Here is a 17,703-nt window from a genome sequence, read left to right on the forward strand (position 1 = left end):
CTTCTTTCATTTTTTTAAAGGCTCTATACAAAAAAGTCTAGGAATTGTCCCAGACTTAATTACTTTCTTATTTTGCTTTCAAAGCTGCTTGAGTAATGTAGTTGTACGGTTTGTTGAAGTGTGGCAGGAAGAAAAGATCCAGCAAGGCCAATTTATCAATTGTAACTTTTTCCTGAATAGCCAATGAGAACATGTGAATACCCATAGACATATCTTCTCTAGAAACCATCTGAGCTCCAAGAACTACACGCGTGTCCTTATCATAAACAATCTTAATTGTAACATCGTGGTGTTCAACTTTTTCAAGGAAGGTTGGTTTTTGAGTATCTTTAAACTCGACTACAGCTGGGCTGTAACCAAAGCGTTTTGCTTTTTCTTCAGTTAGACCAGTTGAAACCATCTTCAAACCAAAGATTTCGATACCGTTAGAACCTTGAACACCATTAGACTCCAATTCATGTCCGCAAGCATTATGAGCTGCTACAATACCAGAGCGCAGGGCGTTAGAAGCCAAGGCGATGTAGTTAGTATCATTGATAGAATTATCGTAGACAGTCGCACAGTCACCAATTGCATAAACATCTTTGATGCTAGTTTCTTGCTTCTTATCCACCAAGAAAGCACCATTGCGGAATGTTTCCAACTTGCCAGCACCAAGACCAGTGTTTGGACGGAAACCAACTGCCAAGACAACCATATCTACATCATAGCTAGCCTTATCTGTTACAATACGTTCTACCTTGTTTTCACCTTCAATAGCTTGAACAGTTTGGCCGAAGGCTAATTGAACACCATTGTCTTCAAGGTTTTGACGCATCATTTCAGACAAGTCGTGGTCATAGTAACCTGCCAAGCAAGTATCCACAACGTCAATCAGAATCACTTCTTTACCTAGGCGCTTGAAGGCTTCTGCCAACTCAACCCCAATGTAGCCAGCACCTACTACTGCCACACGTTCGATATGTTTGCTCTTGTCTTGCAATTTCTCAATAACATCTGCAGCATTTTGATACAGTTTAACAAACTGCAGATTTTCCAAGGTTGACTTAAATTCGCGACTGTTAGGATCCATCTCAGCACCTTTAATAGGAGGCAGAATTGGCTGAGAACCTGTTGCCAAAATCAATTTGTCATATGACTCTACATGCTCTTTACCGTCTACAATAGCTGTAACTTTTTTCGCATCATAATCAATTGACTCAACTGGTGAATTCATATAAACTTTTGCGCCTTTTGCTTCAAAAGTTTCTTTATCTGCATAAAAAAGTCCATCTGGCTTGCTGATTTGCTGTCCAATCCAAAGGGCCATTCCGCATGCCAAGAATGAAATGTTTGAGTTTTGGTCAAAAATAACTACTTCATTTTCTGCACCATAATTATCCAACATTGTATTAATACACGCTGTACCTGCGTGGTTTGCACCAACTACAACGATTTTACTCATAAGAATAGTCCTACCTTAATTTATAATTTACTAGAACAGTATATCATCTCCTGTGAGCGTTTACAAGAAATTTGCTCGAGATTTTCAAAAATTTTTATACAGCCTAAAAAGCTGTACTACTGCTGCCTAATCGCTTCGAAAATACTGCTTTTTATAAAAGTTAATTTTCTGAAAATATAACAATTTTAAGATTGTGAAACCGGTATCTTTTTGATATAATAAGGTTAGAGAGGTTAATTTTAGAAAGGTTGTGATAATGTGGACTTTGCTTCTCGCTCACTCCATTTGATGGGGAGTACGATTTGCATATCTCTCTGTCATGAGCGAGCAGAAATACTCTTAGATGAGGCAGTCCAACTGCTTCATGTCTATAAAAATCGCTTCAGCGCCAATGATGAAGACACTGAACTGATGAGTATCAATCATCTGGCAGGAATTGAAAGCGTCTCAGTTCATCCAGAGCTTTTTGAGCTGATTGAGCTAGGAAAATATCACAGCCTAGCAGAAGATAGCCACTTAAATATTACGATTGGCCCTCTCGTCCAGACCTGGCGGATAGGATTTTCAGACGCCCGTCTCCCAAGTAGGGAGGAGATTCAACATGCTCTGTGCTTGACTGACCCAAACTTGCTTGAGTTGAATCCAGAAGATTGTAGTGTCTTTTTGACTAAGAAAGGCATGAAGTTGGATTTAGGTGCCTTGGCTAAAGGCTATATCGCTGATAAGATTAAGGACTATTTGCTGAGTCAGGGAGTGACTTCTGCTCTTATCAATCTTGGTGGCAATGTCCTAACGATTGGGCAAAATGCAGTCAGCCAGCGTGCCTGGCGAATTGGCATTCAAAATCCCAAGTTGTCACGCGGCAATCACTCAGCTATACTAGCGGTCACCAATCAGTCAGTGGTTACATCAGGAATCTACGAGCGAACTCTTACAGTTGAAGGGCAGAACTACCATCACATTCTGGATCGCAAAACAGGCTATCCTATCGAAAATCAATTGGCTAGTCTGACCATTGTTTCAGACAAGTCGGTAGATGGCGAAATCTGGACGACTCGTCTATTTGGTGAAAGTCCGACATCGATTCTGTCCCAGATTGAACAGCAGTCAGGGATTGAAGCATTGATTATCACCCAAGATGATCAGCTCTTCTGTAGCTCAGGCCTTTTAGAACAGATAGTTCCTACTTCTTAATTCTCAAAAGCGATGAATTTTCTGCCTCACTAAGCGGTACTTCTATCGCTCTAGCTTTTATAAACAATGCCCATTTAAAACGCCCTCTCTTTCTTATGGTTTTTACCTCCCTAAAGAAAAATAACTGCACCTACGAGGGATTTGTATCTTCATTTCAGAAAGGAAATTTTATGTTAAAACTTATTGCAATTGTTGGAACAAATTCTAAACGTTCTACAAACCGGCAACTTCTTCAATATATGTCTAAGCACTTTGCTGACAAGGCTGAAATCGAGCTGGTAGAGATTAAAGATATCCCAATGTTTAATAAACCTGCTGACAGAAACGTCCCTGAGTTGGTATCAGAAATCGCAGAAAAAATCGATGCAGCGGATGGCGTACTTATTGGTACACCTGAGTACGACCACTCTATTCCAGCTGTGCTTATGAATGCTCTAGCTTGGCTTTCTTATGGTATCTATCCACTGCTGAACAAGCCGGTCATGATCACTGGTGCTTCTTATGGTACACTTGGCTCCTCTCGTGCCCAGTTGCAGCTCCGTCAAATTTTGAACGCTCCAGAAATCAAGGCAAATGTACTTCCAGATGAGTTCTTGCTTTCACATTCTCTTCAATCTTTTGACCAAAGCGGAGACTTGGTAGATCTTGACGTTGTCAAAAAATTGGATGCTATCTTTGATGACTTCCGTATCTTTGTCAAAATCACGGAAAAATTGCGTAACGCACAAGAATTGCTTCGCAAAGATGCTGAAGAATTTAACTGGGAAAAATTGTAAGATAGGAGACCGAAAGAATGAAATTTGTTGGAATTGTAGGATCAAACTACGAACAATCATATAACCGAAAATTATTGGAATTCATCCGTCGTCAGTTCAAAATTAAATTTGAATTGGAAGTCTTAGAAATCGATGAAGTCCCAATGTTTAACCAGGATGAAAAATGGGATGAAAGCTTCCAGTTGCGTTATTTGTATAACAAAATTACACGTGCAGATGGTGTTATCATCGCAACCCCTGAGCACAATCATACTATCAGCGCTCCTTTGAAGAGTGTCTTAGAATGGCTCTCTTACGAGGTTCATCCTTTCGAAAACAAGCCTGTCATGATCGTCGGTGCATCATACTACGATCAAGGAACTTCTCGTGCTCAAGTTCACCTGCGTAAAATCCTAGACGCTCCTGGTGTCAATGCTTACACTCTTCCAGGCAATGAATTCCTGCTGGGCAAAGCCAAGGAGGCTTTTGACAATGATGGCAATATCACCAACGAAGGAACTGTGAATTTCCTTGAAACATGCTTAGATAACTTTATCAAATATGTAGAGGTGGTTTCAAAATTGAAAAAACCAAAACCAATTGAACCTGAAGACTTAGATTGCGGAAAACCAATCGCTACAACAATTACAGAAGTTGATCCAGATGATCCAGAATGGGTAGAAAAGGTCGCTGAAATCACTGGAGCTGTTTCTGGTGATACTTATGTCAAACTCGACCATGGCATCTTGACTGTTAATCAAATTGATATGTTCTTGAAAGCTATGCCATTTGAATTGACATATGCTGACGATAACAACCAATTCCTCTACTACAACAACGCCCACCAAGACCCAGACACCATGTTTGCCAAACGTGTGCCACCTCAATCAGGTAGCCGCATGTCAACTGTTCATGGTTCTCTTCCACCAGCTCGGATGAAGAATGTAGAGTGGGTTATCGGAACACTTCGCAACGGAAACCAAGAATACGTACGGACAATTGTCCCAGGTTCACCTGCAGGCGTTATCAATACCCACAACTACCAAGCTATGTACTATCCTGACGGATCATACGCAGGAATCAATGAAATCGTCTTTAATTTCCAACCATGGCTTGACTGGTACTTAAAAGAAACTGGTCAACGTTTGGTTGGAGGCAGCGGACCATTTGCTCCTGCCGGAGGTCATGGAGACGCAGACGCTACTTCTGGTGCTTCTGATGCTGGAGGCGATGGAGGTCATGGAGATGGAGGAGCCGATGCGACATCAGGTGCTAGCGCTTAATTACCTTACAAACTAAAAAAGAATGGATCATAAGTCCATTCTTTTTTCGCTTTATTTCATTTCCTTGAAAGCTGCTTCTGCATCAGCATTACTGATAGCGCCAAACTGGATTTTCCCAATTTTCCCTTGACTGTCAATGAGGATTTCAGTTGGGATGCTACGAATCTGATAGGCTTGGAAAATTTCTCCCGAAGTGTCAAATAGAACTGGTACATCTTTATAACCTTGTTCTTGATACCATTTTGGGAATTCCTCGGCAGATTTCTCTCCTTGGAGGCCTGGTGCTACAACTGTCAAAATTTCAAAATCACGATCTGTTTTACCAGCTAATTCGACCAATTCTGGCATACTTTTCTTACAAGGTCCACACCAAGAAGCCCAGAATTTTAAATAAACCTTCTTGCCTTTATAGTCAGAAAGTTTGACTGTTTTTCCATCCATAGATTGCAGAGTAAAGTCAGGCGCCTCTTGACCGACAGCTGCTTGGGTGACAGTACTTGTCTGAGCAGCCTCACTAGATGAGCTGCTGGTTGTGGGCATAGTCATAGGCTTCTCTTCCTGTTCCGAGCAGGCTGCCAAAAAGGCTACAGCTGACACAGTTGCTAATAACGTAACGAATTTTTTCATATTTCTTTCTCCTTTTATCCAAAAAGTCCAGACAGGGCGTTGAGCTGTCCTAGCATCAGCAGAATTCCCATCAGAATAATCAGGGCTCCGCCGATTTTCTTCATCAAGCCCATATAAGGCTTGATTTTATTAAAATACTGCATAACAAAGCTAGACGCCAAAGCTAGAATTAGGAAAGGCAGGGCCATTCCCAAAGTGTAAATCAAGGTCAAAATTGCTCCCTGAAATGCACCATTCCCACCCGAAGCCGCTAAGGCTAAGACTGAGCTGAGAATCGGACCAATACAAGGAGTCCAGCCAAAGCTAAAGGTAATCCCCAGTAAGAAAGCAGACCAAAAATGATGTTTCTGACCGTTCTTTTTGAAAGTCAAGCTCTTTTGAATCTGTAACTGGCGAATATTAATAAGCTCCATCTGGTGCAGACCTAGCAGAATGATGAGGCCGCCCATCACATAACGAAAGGTCGAACTGTAAATAATAGTTCCTAGAAAACCTGCTCCAAAGCCTAGCAAAAAGAAGACTGTCGAGATACCCGCAATGAAAAAGAGCGTTCTAACCATGCCCTGCCAAGCAAGCTCCCGGCCAAATACTTTCAGGGTCTTGACCTCCTTGTCATCCAACAAAATGCCAATATAAACCGGCAATAAGGGAAAAATACAAGGGGAAAAGAAGGACAAAATACCCGCTAAAAAAACTGAAACAAAAAATAAAGGTGACTCCATTTACTCTCCTCTAACTCCTTACCTAGGATATTCATTCATTTATCATTATAAATGAATCTTATGGATTTTTCACAAATCCGCTACGGTAATTTTCTGGTAAACATTATGTAGCTCGGAAAAGAGAAAAATTCGCTTGATGAACAGCAAATCTAGTTCATTTTTTTCAAACAGTAAAAAGCCGGAGAAAATTCTACCGGCTTGAATATTTTAAAACTTAATAGACCTAATCATCTGTAACTAGCGGTAAATAAAGACTAATCTGGGTAAATTTATCTGGTTCGGACTGGATTTCCATATGGTAGTCGTCTCCGAACTGCAATCTTAAGCGTTGATCAACATTTTTCAGACCAACCCCACCTAAGCGAAGGAGAGTCGCATCCATAGAGGCGTTGACATCAAAGCCTCGGCCGTTATCATAGATAGACAGTATCAGCCGCCCCTCTTCTGCTACCGATGTCACCCGAATCATGCCTTGTCGGTCAATTTCCTTGATGCCATGGTAGATGGCATTTTCAACCAAAGGCTGAAGTACCAGCTTGGGTAGTTTATAATCAGCTATAGATTCATCCTCTTCAATCTCATATTGGAGCTTGTCACCATAGCGCTGCTTCTGGATAAAGAGATACTGACGAACGTGATCAATCTCATCTTTGAGAGAAATCTGTTCATGCCCTTGATTGAGTGCCAAGCGGAAATACTGAGCGAGTGATTTTGTTACCTCAACAACACGCTTGCTGTCGTTAAATTCAGCCATCCAGACAATCGTATCCAAGGTATTATAAAGGAAATGGGGGTTGATTTGAGCTGAAAGAGCTCGGAGCTCATAGCGTCGGACATTTTGTTCTTCAGTCTTGACAGCTTCCATTAGTTGTTCAATTTGGTCCAACATTTTATTGAATTGCTGAGCCAAGTCAACCAACTCTGGAGAACCCTTTGCTTCTGCCCGAAGGTTTGAGTCGCCCGAGCCAATCTTCAGAATGACAGTCTGCAGATTCTGCAGAGGCTTAATCCACAAACGCAGAACAAACCAAATACCAGTCAAGCACATCAGGAGTGCTAAAATGCCCATTCCCACAAAAGAATAAAGCATTTGTGACTGAAGCATTTGCAATTGCTCTAAAGAGGCAACGCCAATTAAAGTCCAGTCGCTGTCCGCGATATCAATCTGGTAGACAAACGCCTGCTTCTGGTCTGCGTAACCATCCTTGACCGAGATATAGGGTTGCATAGCTTTCATTTCCTGACTGGATGAATAAACACTTTTCTTAGGATGATAGACAAATTCATGTTGGCTATTGACAATAAAACTAAAGCCCTTCTTCCCTAGCTGAAGCCGATCCAGATAGGCTTTGAGACTCTTATAGCCGATATCTAGTCGCAAAACACCGAGATTCTGCCCTGCTTCATCCACTACTTCCTGAGTGACGGAAACAACCCACTTCTCCTTCTCTGATGATAGAGACTCCTTGCGAGCAGGAGTCAAGACAGGCATGGCTTTGGTATGGACAGCTTCCTGATACCAATTTTCATTCATCATATCAGAGGATGTCTGCATGCTGATTTGAGAATCTGTTGAGACCACGCGCCCGTCCTTGGTAACCAATACTGCTGACACCAAATCCGGATCTGTCTCAATAATGGTTTTCATCAAAGCCTGTACTGACGTTTCGCTGCTTTCTTGATTCTGAGCAAACTTCCGAATCGTTTCTTCCTTGCTCAGTGTGGAGGTGGTTTGTTTTAATTTTTGCAAATAAGAAGCAATGAACTGCCCGCTTTGCTCCATACTATTACGCGTCGTCCGCTCTGTCAGCTGCCGAATAGTCCCCGAGCTAGTCTGATAGTAGAGGCTTCCAACAAACCCCAAGAGTAAAAGGACCAGCAGAAAAATATAGACAATCAATTGGATAAGAAGCGGATATCGTTTCATTTCTCCTCTCCTTTTTTAAACTGCCGAGGCGTCAGCCCAACCACCTGCTTGAAGCGCTGAGAAAAATAGTTCATATCTTCAAAACCTACCTGCTCTGCTATTTCATAAATCTTCAAATCTGTAGTCAGGAGTAAGAGTTTTGCTTTTTTCATCCGCTCTTGGATCAGATAATCTTGAAAGGGCAAGCCTAGTTCTTTTTTGATAAGAACGCTAAGATAGGACGGACTAAACCCCAATTGGAAAGCTAAACTTTTCAGACTTAATTCTGAATCAGCTAGACGCGCGTGAATAGCCTCTTCCAACTCAGAGCGCTGTCCCTGATCAACCAAGTTTTGAATCTGGGCTTTTTTTCGTTCCTTATCAAGCTTAGTCTGCACCTTGGCCAACATTTCCTCAACATCATCTTTGGAAAATGGCTTGAGAAGATAGTCATCGGCGCCTAGTTTAATGGCGGTCCGAGCATAGTCAAAATCATCATAGCCCGTCAGAAAAACGATATGGCACTTAGGAGCCTGGTCCCTGACTAGCTTGGCCAGTTCGAGGCCGTTCATCTGTGGCATGTTGATATCGGTCAGCAGGATATCAGCAGGATTTTCCTGAAATTTCTGCCAAGCTTCTCTTCCATTTTCAGCCTGGGCAATGACTTGCATGCCAAACTGTTCATAGTCTACCAAGGACGCAATCCCCTGTCTTACCAGATACTCATCCTCTACAATCATAATTGAATACACCAGATTCAACTCCTTATTTTTACTGGATTTATTATAGCAAATTTTCAATCAAAATGCTCTTAAACATAATCCAAAAGATAACCGTAGCCCTTCTCCTCCATTTCAGCTTTGGGAATGAACTTGATTGACAAACTATTAATACAATAGCGTAAGCCGCCCTTGTCCTTAGGACCGTCTGTGAAAACATGGCCCAGATGTGAATTTCCAACCCGACTGCGAACTTCTGTCCGTGTCATGTTGAAACTCTTGTCTTCTTTGTAAGTCGCAACATCTGGACTGATAGGGCGTGTGAAACTGGGCCAACCGCAGCCTGAGTCAAACTTATCCTTTGATGAAAAAAGAGGCTCACCTGTCACAACATCCACATAGATACCAGCATCAAACTTATCCCAATAGCGGTTAGAAAAGGCCCGCTCTGTGTCATTCTTTTGTGTGACTGCGTATTCTTCTGGCGAGAGCTTAGCCTTAATCTCTTCATCGCTAGGCTTTGGATAGCGACTAGCTTCGATAACAGGGTAAGCAGCTTGATTGACATCGATATGGCAATATCCATTAGGATTCTTTTTTAGGTAATCCTGATGATAATCTTCTGCTTTGATAAAGTTTTTCAGAGGTTCTTTTTCAACAGCTAAAGGCTTATCATATTTCTTAGCAACCTCATCAAAGACCTGGTTAATCGTATCTAGATCAGCTTCATCCTTATAATAAACACCTGTCCGGTACTGAGTACCCTGATCATTTCCCTGCTTGTTTTTAGAAGTTGGATCAATGATGCGGAAATAATGCAGCAGAATTTCTTTGAGAGAGATTTTTTTGGCGTTGTAAGTGATGTGAACAGTCTCAGCGTGACCAGTTTGAGAGACTAATTCATACTTTGTCGTGTCTCCCTTACCGTTGGCATAGCCAGACTCAGCATCAATGACACCTGGTACTCTAGAGAAATACTCTTCTACACCCCAGAAACAGCCACCAGCCAGATAAATCTCCCTTTTGTCCTCTTCCTTGACATCTTCTGTCTTTTGTTTGGCTACCGCTTCTGTCTTGCTCATTGAAGCTTTCTTAATCTGTTCAGGTGACGATTGCTTACCATTCCCTGCAATCACATAGACCAGTCCAAAGCAGACAAGCAAGCCAAGAAGAACCAGAAGAATTTTCCATTTTCCTTCCATGTTTATTGCTCCTTTTTACTTGATTTCTTTCAATGTTTTCTCAATATCTTCCTTGCTCATGTAGCCAATATGCGTCTTGGCAAGAGAACCGTCGCTGCCTACGAAAAGTGCAGATGGATAAGAGCGAATCCCGTATTCTTTCAGCAATTCTCCCTTAGTATCCATGAGAACTGGGAAGTCTTTGTAATCCAAAGACTTGTACCATTCCTTGAAATCATCGGCAGACTTTTCTCCGTTAAAAGTCGGAGACACCACCGACAGGACAACATAATCTTTTCCTGACTGCTCCTTAGCTAAATCATTAGTATCACCAAGTGTAGATAGGCAGATAGAGCACCAAGAAGCCCAAAACTTTAAATATACTTTCTTGCCTTTGAAATCAGACAGCTTGTAGGTCTTGCCGTCCACTCCTTGCAGACTAAAGTCCTTGGCCATCTTGGTAGATTGCCCAGAATCTGCTTTTGTTTGCATATTGCTTTTATCACTTTTAGAAAGTTCCGAGTTCATTTTCTGATTTGAACAGGCCCCCAATAAGCCGATACAAAGCAGACTGACAGTCAATATTGATAACTTCTTCATCGTTTTCTTTCCTTTCAAAATAAGGAGAAAGCCGACAAAACTGACGACTTTCTTTCCTATGGTGGAATTCTTATTTGTCAGATGACATTTCGGATGAATCTTTCATGTCATCCTTCATGCTCGAATCGCTTGATTTCATATCATCTTTCATGTCAGAATTACTGTCGGACATCATAGAAGAGTCCTTCATATCATCCTTTTTCATTTTATCATCAGACATGCTGGAGTCTTTCATATCCTCCTTCTTCATGTCGTCTTTTTTCATATCGTCTTTCTTCATCATGCTGCTGTCATCCATCTTCTTCATATCAGAATCTGATTTTTGATTAGAGCAGGCAGCTAGGACAAAGATACTAAGTGCAGCGATTGTAAGTGTAGTGATTTTTTTCATGATGTTTCTCCTTTAATTATATAATATTTATCCAAATAATGATGCTAAAACGTTTAGATTTCCAAGCATTAACAAAATTCCCATGAGAATGATGAGTGCACCGCCGATTTTCTTAAGTGTTCCCATATAAGGTTTGAGTTTTGCAAAGCGCTGTACTACCCAGCCGGAAGCCAAAGCCATTGCTAGAAATGGAAGGGCTAATCCAAGTGTATAAACCAACATAAGCAAGCCTCCCTGAAGAGCGCCGTTGCCCCCAGAAGCTGCAATTGCTAAAACAGAACTTAGAACAGGTCCCACACAGGGAGTCCAACCAAAGCTAAAGGTAATACCCAAGAGAAAAGCGTTAAGAAAGTCACTTCTTTTACTATTCTTTTTAAGTTGGATGCTCTTTTGCTTTTGCAGCTGCTGGATATTGATGATCCCCATCTGGTGGATTCCCAGTAGAATGACAATCCCGCCCAAAACGTAGCGAAACCAAGGGGCATAGAGGACTTGCCCTAGAGCGCCAGCTCCATAGCCCAAAACTAAGAATACAGTTGATAAGCCAGCTATAAAGCAGAGAGTCTTAGCTAGACCATACCAGGAAATATCTTTTCCCATAAACCGAACCGTTTTCGGCTGATCCGAATCCAGCAAAATCCCCACATAGACTGGCATAAGTGGTAAAATACAGGGCGAGAAAAAAGATAGAATCCCCGCCAGAAAAACAGAAATAAAGAACAAAAAACTTGTTGCCATTTCAAAAACCTCTCTATCAATTTCTGACTCTAGTATAAAATAAAAATCCCCCTAAAAATAGAGAGAAAGATTTGAAAAAACTTGAATTTGATGTTATATTGCTTGAGATTTCTGGATTTGGCAAAAACATCCACCACATTGTGGTGGATGTTATCTATTAGCTCTCCATCTCAAAACGCTCACTCTTCTGCTTGTTGGGCAAAAAGAGAGAAAGTAGGATTCCAACTAGAGCTGGCACCAACCAAGGCAGGGAAGCCTGAGCAAACGGAAGGGAATTTACCATATCATTTACTTTTGTAATATGGAACTGCTGCCCAAGAATACCCGCAAAGGAAATCAGAGTCACTGCTGCCACCGTCACTTGCATACCGATTTTGGACAGTGGCAAGAATTTGTTGACAATGACAATCAGCACGATAACAATGGTAATTGGATAGAGAATTTGCAAGACTGGAACAGAATATTGAATAATGGCATTGAGACCAAGATTGGCAATCGCAAACCCAATAAAAGTAAAGACAGTTGCGTAAACTTTATAAGATACCTTAGGGAAAGTTTTATGGAAGAATTCCCCAGTTGATACAATAAGTCCCGCTGTTGTGGTGAAGCAAGTCACAGTGACCATAGCTGCAAGGAAAATCTGTGCTGTAGGTCCAAAGATAGCCTGTGTCGCCTGCGATAGGACATAAACACCAGGATTGCCTTTGGAAATAATCTCAGCTGGAACTGGGAAATGATTGCCCAGAAAAGCCAAACCGATATACATGGCGCTAAAGCCCAACGCTACCATCAAACCAACAACCCAGATGGTTGAAACATATTCCTTTTTGTTCTTGAAACCTAGCTGATTAAGAGTTGTTACTGCGATTACGCTGAAAGCCACGGAAGCCAAGGCATCTAAAGTATTATAACCTTCCAAGAACCCTTGCCCAAAAGCTGACGCTAAATAAGCTTCCGAAGCCTGCTGAGGTGTCGTTGTTCCGTATTTCAAAGCCCCTAAAATGACTAAGATGATAATCAAAACTGCAAAAACCGGCGTCAGAATACGTCCAATCCGATCCAAAATCTTAGATGGATTCAAAGAAATCAGATAAGCAGACGCAAAGTAAAGGGTCGTGAAAACAATCAACCCGATACCTGTCATATTTTTAGACAGCATAGGAGCAATACCAACTTCATATGCCACCGTCGCAGTCCGCGGGATAGCAAAGAAGGGCCCGATTGACAGATACAAGGCTACAAGATAGACAATAGCAAACCAAGGCGCAATCTTCTGAGAAATCTCGTGAATATAGCCCTTGGGATTGAGCGTTCCGATAATCAAAGTCAGAACAGCAAGTCCAACCCCAGACAAGACAAATCCTGCAATAGCTGGCCAAAAATGCTGACCAGATAATGTTCCAAGTGAAGGCGGGAAGATCAAGTTTCCAGCACCGAAAAACATTCCAAACAGGAGCAAACCTGTCAAAGCACCTTTTTTAATCACGAGAATCTCCTTTTTAATTTTTCATGCTTTATCATTATATACGTAAATAGCCCGCTCCGCAACACTTTTAACTTTTCACGGTAAGTTAGTTTAAAAAACGAAATAAATCGAAATATTTTTGAAGATTTTTAGCAAATTCCTGACTTATCCACAGATTTAAGGCTTATTTTAAAGTAATATAAATAAGTTTGTTTTAAATCGTACACTTCACCAACCTATCTCTATCTTTTTTTGATGGTTTACTTTCTTTAAGCAGACATAATCTACTGTTGCTGAATGCGAGAAAAATACAATATTGTCCTTCCTGATCCAAAACAAAATAAAAGAGATTTTTCATAGTAAAAAGGTTGAGATAGGAAGTCTCAACCTTTTAAAAATGGCTATAAATCATTTAGCACTCTTTATACATCGCTAAATCTTCTGTGCTTAATTTCGAATTCAAAGAAGTTCTTCTCTTGCAGCATATGGAAAATATCTCGATAAGCCTCCTCATCAAAATGATGTCCCAAATACAAGATTTCAAAGCTTAATCCTTCATATTCCAGAAAGGCATTGGTCGTTCGAAAGCCATTACGCTTATAGAAGTCCATACGTGCTTGACGTTGCTCTAGATTGTCACATTCCTCATCGACACGTTCTACCTCCAGAACCATGGTTTTTTGATAAAACTCTGTCAGCTTATGAATAATTTCTCCCCCATAGCCATGGCTGCGAAGGTGCGGCATAATCGCAAAGAAGCTGACATAGAACATTTTTTCGTTATAAACTGCAAAAGCAAAACCAACAAATTCTTCCTCATTGTAGAAGGCAAAGAAATGAGACCGCTTATCGTTTGTATAACGAAGAAATTCGCTGATAGGAACCCTTTCCTCTACAGGAAAAGCCTCGCGGTTTAAGGTCTCAACCTTATCCAAATCATGAAATTCTGCTGTAATAATTTGACTCGTTAAAGACATTGCTACCTCACTTTGCTTATATTCTAGCAGTTGTCAAAATATTTAGCAAGCATTATCAAGCTTATTCCGCTTTTTTAGAAAATTGACTCTGATAAAGGTCATAATAAAATCCTTTATCAGCCAAGAGACTCTCATGATTGCCTTGTTCGATAATCTGACCATCCTTGAGCACCAAAATCTTATCTGCTTCCTGAATGGTCGACAGTCGGTGAGCAATGACAAAACTGGTCCGACCCTGCATGAGTGTTTTCATAGCTTTCTGAATCAAGAGCTCCAGCCGTGTATCGACAGATGAGGTCGCTTCATCCAAAATCAGAATCTTAGGATTGGCCAAAAGAGCCCTCGCAATCGTAAGCAACTGCTTCTGCCCCAGCGAGATATTGCTGGATTCTTGGTTCATTTCCATATTGTAGCCGCCTGGCAAGGTCCGAATAAAGTGGTCCACATTAGCCGCCTTGGCCGCTTCTACAATTTCTTCATCAGTGGCTTGCAGATTGCCAAAGCGAAGATTTTCCTTGATAGTCCCCTCATAAAGCCAGGCATCCTGCAGCACCATACCAAACTGTTTCCGGTAGTCCTGACGGGACAGATGGCGTATGTCATGCCCATCAACTGTAATCGCACCTCTAGTCACATCGTAGAAACGCATGAGCAAGTTAATCAGCGTGGTTTTACCAGCACCAGTCGGACCAACAATAGCCACCATCTCTCCAGGTTTGACTTCCAGATTGAAATTCCGAATAAGCGGCTTATCTGCCACATACTGGAAGTCCACATCCTTGAAGCTAACCTGACCTGTCAGATCTTGATCCAGCTTTTCTGTCCTATCATTTACTTCATCTGCTTCGTCCAGAACTTGGAAAATCCGGTCTAAAGAAGACTTGGCACTCTGCAGCTGACCAGCTAACTGAGTCAGGTTTTGAATGGGCTGATTAATCTGCCAGACATACTGAACAAAGGCTTGCATATTCCCGACTGTCAAGCGCCCAGCGATAACCTGAAGACCGCCCAGCAGAGCCAGCAAGAGGTAGGTCAGATCTGAAATAACATTCAAAACAGGCATCATCAAACCAGAGATAAAGCTGGCTTTAAAACCTACTTTCTGCAGATTTTGCGTAATTTGACGAAAATCCTCCTGGGAGCTTTCTTCTCTGACATAGAGCTTCAAAATATTAAAGCCTGTCAGATTTTCCTGAACAAAGCCATTCATAGCTCCCAGTGCATCTGCCTGCTGTTTAAAGTAAGGCTGGGATTTCTTCACGATAAAGCGAGCACTGAGGTAGGTAATCGGAATCGAAATTACCACAATGATACCCAACTGCAGATTGAGTACTAATACCATGACGATGACCAAGATTAGAGTAAAGACTGCGTTGATAACCTGCAGAAAGGACTGCTGCAAGGCATTGGACACAGCTTCGACATCGCTGGTAAAACGCCCCAGCAAGTCACCAAATTGGTGCTTATCAAAGTAAGAAACGGGAATACGATTAATCTTATGACTAAGTTCATCTCGCAAGTCACGAATGGTAGCCTGTACTGCATTGGTCATAAAGTAATTAGAATAGTAAGAACCGATTTCATAAAAAATCGCTCGCACAAAATACAAGACCATGACCCAGCCGACATAGGACACATTAATCTGGGCACCAGCTACCCCCTTTGCCATATCCAGCAAATTATTTGTCAACTCTGTAATGGCCAGTCCTAAAACAAAGGGTTCGACAACACTCATAATGACGCTAAGGATTTTGAGGAAAATCGCAAAGGCGACTGCAAATTTATAAACTTTTAGGTAGCTCCACAGACGAGCAAAACTTGATGTGTTTTTCATTTCAGCCTCCTTTCTATTCCTCTGTCAAAGCTTGATTTTTTAGCTGCGAATCCGCAATTTCACGATAGATATTATTGGTTTCCATCAGCTCTTCATGCTTGCCGCGTCCAACGATTTCACCCTGATCCAGAACAATAATTTGGTCAGCGTCCATGATGGTTCCTACCCGTTGAGCTACAATCAGCACTGTTGCCTGATCTGTCACTTCCTTGAGGCGACGACGAAGCACCGCATCTGTCTTATAATCCAGAGCAGAAAAAGAGTCATCAAAGATATAGATATCTGGCTTTTTGACCACCGCTCGAGCGATAGAGAGCCGCTGCTTCTGCCCTCCGGATAGATTGCTGCCTCCCTCAGCCAGATGAGTCTCAAAACGCTCTTCCCGGCTCTCGATAAAGTCCTTGGCTTGAGCCACGTCAGCTGCCTGACTCAGCTCTTCTTGGCTGGCTTTTTCCTTTCCGTAGCGTAGGTTCTCCGCGATAGTTCCGGTAAATAGGAGAGCTTTCTGCGGGATAAAGCCAATCTTCTGACGCAGAGCCTTCAGATTGTACTCGCGGACGTCCACACCATCAACTAAAATCTTACCTAGTGTTACATCGTAAAAGCGCGGAATCAGCTGCACCAGTGTAGACTTACCAGAACCAGTTGAACCGATAAAGGCAATAGTCTCACCTGGCTTGGCTTTGAAGGAAATATTATGCAGTACAGGACTCTCCGTCTCACCCGGATAAGCGAAGGTTACATTGTCGAACTCCAGATAACCCTTCGTCTCTGTTTCGGTTACACCATCTTCGTTAGGATTGATTGAGATTGGCATGTCCATGACTTCCTTGAGCCGCTGGCTCGATACCGCTGTCCGAGGATACATGGTAAAGAGATTGGCCAAGAAGAGGAAGGACAGCAGGGCGTGAAAGCTGTATTCGATAAAGGCAACGAGATTTCCGATTTCAAGACTGCCGTCCCGCAAAGGATCTAGGGCAAACCAGACAATGGCCACAATCATGGCAATAATAATCTGTACAAAGAGTGGCTCTGTCAGACCAGTCAGCTTAAAGAGCTTATTGGAGTTTTGCGCATAGACCTCATTTTCATCAGCAAAACGCTTCTCTTGAAATTCCTCACGCGCAAAAGCTCGAATAACGCGTAGACCAGTCAGATTTTCCCTCACGTACTGATTAATCTTATCAAGAGTCTTCTGCTGCTTTTCAGACAAGGGCTTGGTTTTAACCGCTACATAAATGACCACGACAGCCAAGAAAGGCACTGAAACAGCTACAATCCAGGCCAGAGACGGACTGGTCAGAAAAATCATGAGAATACTGGACAGCATCATCATGGGAGTAATGACACCCATTTTCAGGGTTTGCTCCGCAAACTGCATGAGTACAAAAGCATCTGACGTCAAGCGCGTGACCAAAGAGGATACACCGATTTGCTCATACTCATGATGAGAATACTCTTGCAGCTTAGCATAGAGATCATTGCGCATGTCCTGCACCATGGTCGTCGTTAGCTTCCCAGCCGCATAAGCCAGAACGATTCGCCCCAGCACTCCTAAGATAATAACGCCAAACATCACCCAAGCCCAGAAAAAGAGCCGGTCAGTCTGCTTAGGATTAATTCCTTCATCAATCATCCGAGCCAGCACCGTTGGCAACCCTAGATTGACGATTACAAAAAAGATTGCTGCGACAAAGTCCAAGACCAGCCACTTAGGATATCTCTTCAAATAAGACCAAATGTATAACATAACTCCTCCTTCACCATCTATTCAAAAATAACTCACTTTAAAACATTCAGTACTTTTCAAACACAGAAAAGAGCGCGCAAACGCACGCCTTACTATAGATATTATAACAAAAATATG

At 42.0% G+C, this 17,703-nt stretch carries 16 protein-coding genes; 3 read left to right on the plus strand and 13 right to left on the minus strand.

Going from position 1 to position 17,703, the window contains the following annotated elements; genetic code table 11:
• Positions 1-67: 67 nt before the first annotated feature.
• On the minus strand, positions 68-1,444 hold the full coding sequence (nox, locus tag D8877_RS08770; protein WP_002897609.1) for a H2O-forming NADH oxidase: 1,377 nt from the start codon (positions 1,442-1,444) through the stop codon (positions 68-70).
• A gap of 258 nt (positions 1,445-1,702) precedes the next feature.
• On the opposite strand from nox, the gene D8877_RS08775 reads away from it, so the two are divergent.
• From D8877_RS08775 to D8877_RS08785, 3 genes are all read left to right on the plus strand, one after another.
• Complete coding sequence (locus D8877_RS08775) at positions 1,703-2,638, plus strand: FAD:protein FMN transferase (RefSeq protein WP_125353070.1); 936 nt, start codon at positions 1,703-1,705, stop codon at positions 2,636-2,638.
• A gap of 170 nt (positions 2,639-2,808) precedes the next feature.
• A complete protein-coding gene (locus tag D8877_RS08780; protein WP_060976397.1) occupies positions 2,809-3,414 on the plus strand; it encodes an NADPH-dependent FMN reductase in 606 nt (201 codons plus the stop codon).
• Positions 3,415-3,431: 17 nt separating this feature from the next.
• Positions 3,432-4,676, plus strand: coding sequence for an NAD(P)H-dependent oxidoreductase (locus D8877_RS08785; protein WP_002895552.1), 1,245 nt, complete (start codon positions 3,432-3,434; stop codon positions 4,674-4,676).
• Between the two features lie 51 nt (positions 4,677-4,727).
• Here D8877_RS08785 and sdbB read toward each other — a convergent pair whose 3' ends face one another.
• The 12 genes from sdbB to D8877_RS08845 form a co-directional block, all read right to left on the minus strand.
• Entirely contained in the window at positions 4,728-5,303 is a 576-nt protein-coding gene (gene sdbB, locus D8877_RS08790; protein ID WP_125330330.1) for a thiol-disulfide oxidoreductase-associated lipoprotein SdbB, read from the minus strand.
• A gap of 14 nt (positions 5,304-5,317) precedes the next feature.
• Positions 5,318-6,025, minus strand: a complete 708-nt coding sequence (ccdA2, locus tag D8877_RS08795; RefSeq protein WP_002913575.1) for a thiol-disulfide oxidoreductase-associated membrane protein CcdA2 — start codon at positions 6,023-6,025, stop codon at positions 5,318-5,320.
• A 223-nt stretch (positions 6,026-6,248) separates the two neighbouring features.
• Complete coding sequence (locus D8877_RS08800) at positions 6,249-7,952, minus strand: cache domain-containing sensor histidine kinase (protein WP_125353073.1); 1,704 nt, start codon at positions 7,950-7,952, stop codon at positions 6,249-6,251.
• Positions 7,949-8,683, minus strand: coding sequence for a response regulator transcription factor (locus D8877_RS08805; RefSeq protein WP_002909786.1), 735 nt, complete (start codon positions 8,681-8,683; stop codon positions 7,949-7,951). The genes D8877_RS08800 and D8877_RS08805 overlap by 4 nt, the downstream gene beginning before the upstream one ends.
• Positions 8,684-8,742: 59 nt before the next feature.
• Positions 8,743-9,852 (minus strand): peptide-methionine (R)-S-oxide reductase MsrB, encoded by a 1,110-nt coding sequence (gene msrB, locus D8877_RS08810; protein WP_002912381.1) that lies wholly within the window; start codon positions 9,850-9,852, stop codon positions 8,743-8,745.
• Between the two features lie 15 nt (positions 9,853-9,867).
• Complete coding sequence (locus tag D8877_RS08815; protein ID WP_125353075.1) at positions 9,868-10,431, minus strand: redoxin family protein; 564 nt, start codon at positions 10,429-10,431, stop codon at positions 9,868-9,870.
• A gap of 70 nt (positions 10,432-10,501) precedes the next feature.
• The gene (locus D8877_RS08820) at positions 10,502-10,822 is read right to left on the minus strand and encodes a hypothetical protein (protein WP_125353078.1); all 321 of its coding nucleotides are present in this window, start codon (positions 10,820-10,822) and stop codon (positions 10,502-10,504) included.
• Between the two features lie 27 nt (positions 10,823-10,849).
• Complete coding sequence (gene ccdA2, locus D8877_RS08825; RefSeq protein ID WP_002912377.1) at positions 10,850-11,560, minus strand: thiol-disulfide oxidoreductase-associated membrane protein CcdA2; 711 nt, start codon at positions 11,558-11,560, stop codon at positions 10,850-10,852.
• 157 nt (positions 11,561-11,717) lie between these two features.
• A complete protein-coding gene (brnQ, locus tag D8877_RS08830; RefSeq protein ID WP_125353080.1) occupies positions 11,718-13,046 on the minus strand; it encodes a branched-chain amino acid transport system II carrier protein in 1,329 nt (442 codons plus the stop codon).
• Between the two features lie 401 nt (positions 13,047-13,447).
• Entirely contained in the window at positions 13,448-14,002 is a 555-nt protein-coding gene (locus tag D8877_RS08835) for a GNAT family N-acetyltransferase (RefSeq protein WP_125337431.1), read from the minus strand.
• 61 nt (positions 14,003-14,063) lie between these two features.
• The gene (locus D8877_RS08840) at positions 14,064-15,836 is read right to left on the minus strand and encodes an ABC transporter ATP-binding protein (protein ID WP_002912372.1); all 1,773 of its coding nucleotides are present in this window, start codon (positions 15,834-15,836) and stop codon (positions 14,064-14,066) included.
• A 13-nt stretch (positions 15,837-15,849) separates the two neighbouring features.
• Complete coding sequence (locus D8877_RS08845; protein WP_125337429.1) at positions 15,850-17,586, minus strand: ABC transporter ATP-binding protein; 1,737 nt, start codon at positions 17,584-17,586, stop codon at positions 15,850-15,852.
• Positions 17,587-17,703 lie beyond the last annotated feature (117 nt).

Source organism: Streptococcus sanguinis (assembly GCF_003943735.1).
Lineage (GTDB): Bacteria > Bacillota > Bacilli > Lactobacillales > Streptococcaceae > Streptococcus > Streptococcus sanguinis_E.

Coding starts and splice junctions, on each gene's coding strand:
- D8877_RS08780 (WP_060976397.1), top strand. CDS start 2,809: ATGTTAAAACTTATTGCAATTGTTGGAACAAATTCTAAACGTTCTACA.
- D8877_RS08785 (WP_002895552.1), top strand. CDS start 3,432: ATGAAATTTGTTGGAATTGTAGGATCAAACTACGAACAATCATATAAC.
- D8877_RS08835 (WP_125337431.1), bottom strand. CDS start 14,002: ATGTCTTTAACGAGTCAAATTATTACAGCAGAATTTCATGATTTGGAT.
- D8877_RS08845 (WP_125337429.1), bottom strand. CDS start 17,586: ATGTTATACATTTGGTCTTATTTGAAGAGATATCCTAAGTGGCTGGTC.
- nox (WP_002897609.1), bottom strand. CDS start 1,444: ATGAGTAAAATCGTTGTAGTTGGTGCAAACCACGCAGGTACAGCGTGT.
- D8877_RS08815 (WP_125353075.1), bottom strand. CDS start 10,431: ATGAAGAAGTTATCAATATTGACTGTCAGTCTGCTTTGTATCGGCTTA.
- ccdA2 (WP_002913575.1), bottom strand. CDS start 6,025: ATGGAGTCACCTTTATTTTTTGTTTCAGTTTTTTTAGCGGGTATTTTG.
- ccdA2 (WP_002912377.1), bottom strand. CDS start 11,560: ATGGCAACAAGTTTTTTGTTCTTTATTTCTGTTTTTCTGGCGGGGATT.
- D8877_RS08800 (WP_125353073.1), bottom strand. CDS start 7,952: ATGAAACGATATCCGCTTCTTATCCAATTGATTGTCTATATTTTTCTG.
- sdbB (WP_125330330.1), bottom strand. CDS start 5,303: ATGAAAAAATTCGTTACGTTATTAGCAACTGTGTCAGCTGTAGCCTTT.
- D8877_RS08820 (WP_125353078.1), bottom strand. CDS start 10,822: ATGAAAAAAATCACTACACTTACAATCGCTGCACTTAGTATCTTTGTC.
- msrB (WP_002912381.1), bottom strand. CDS start 9,852: ATGGAAGGAAAATGGAAAATTCTTCTGGTTCTTCTTGGCTTGCTTGTC.
- D8877_RS08840 (WP_002912372.1), bottom strand. CDS start 15,836: ATGAAAAACACATCAAGTTTTGCTCGTCTGTGGAGCTACCTAAAAGTT.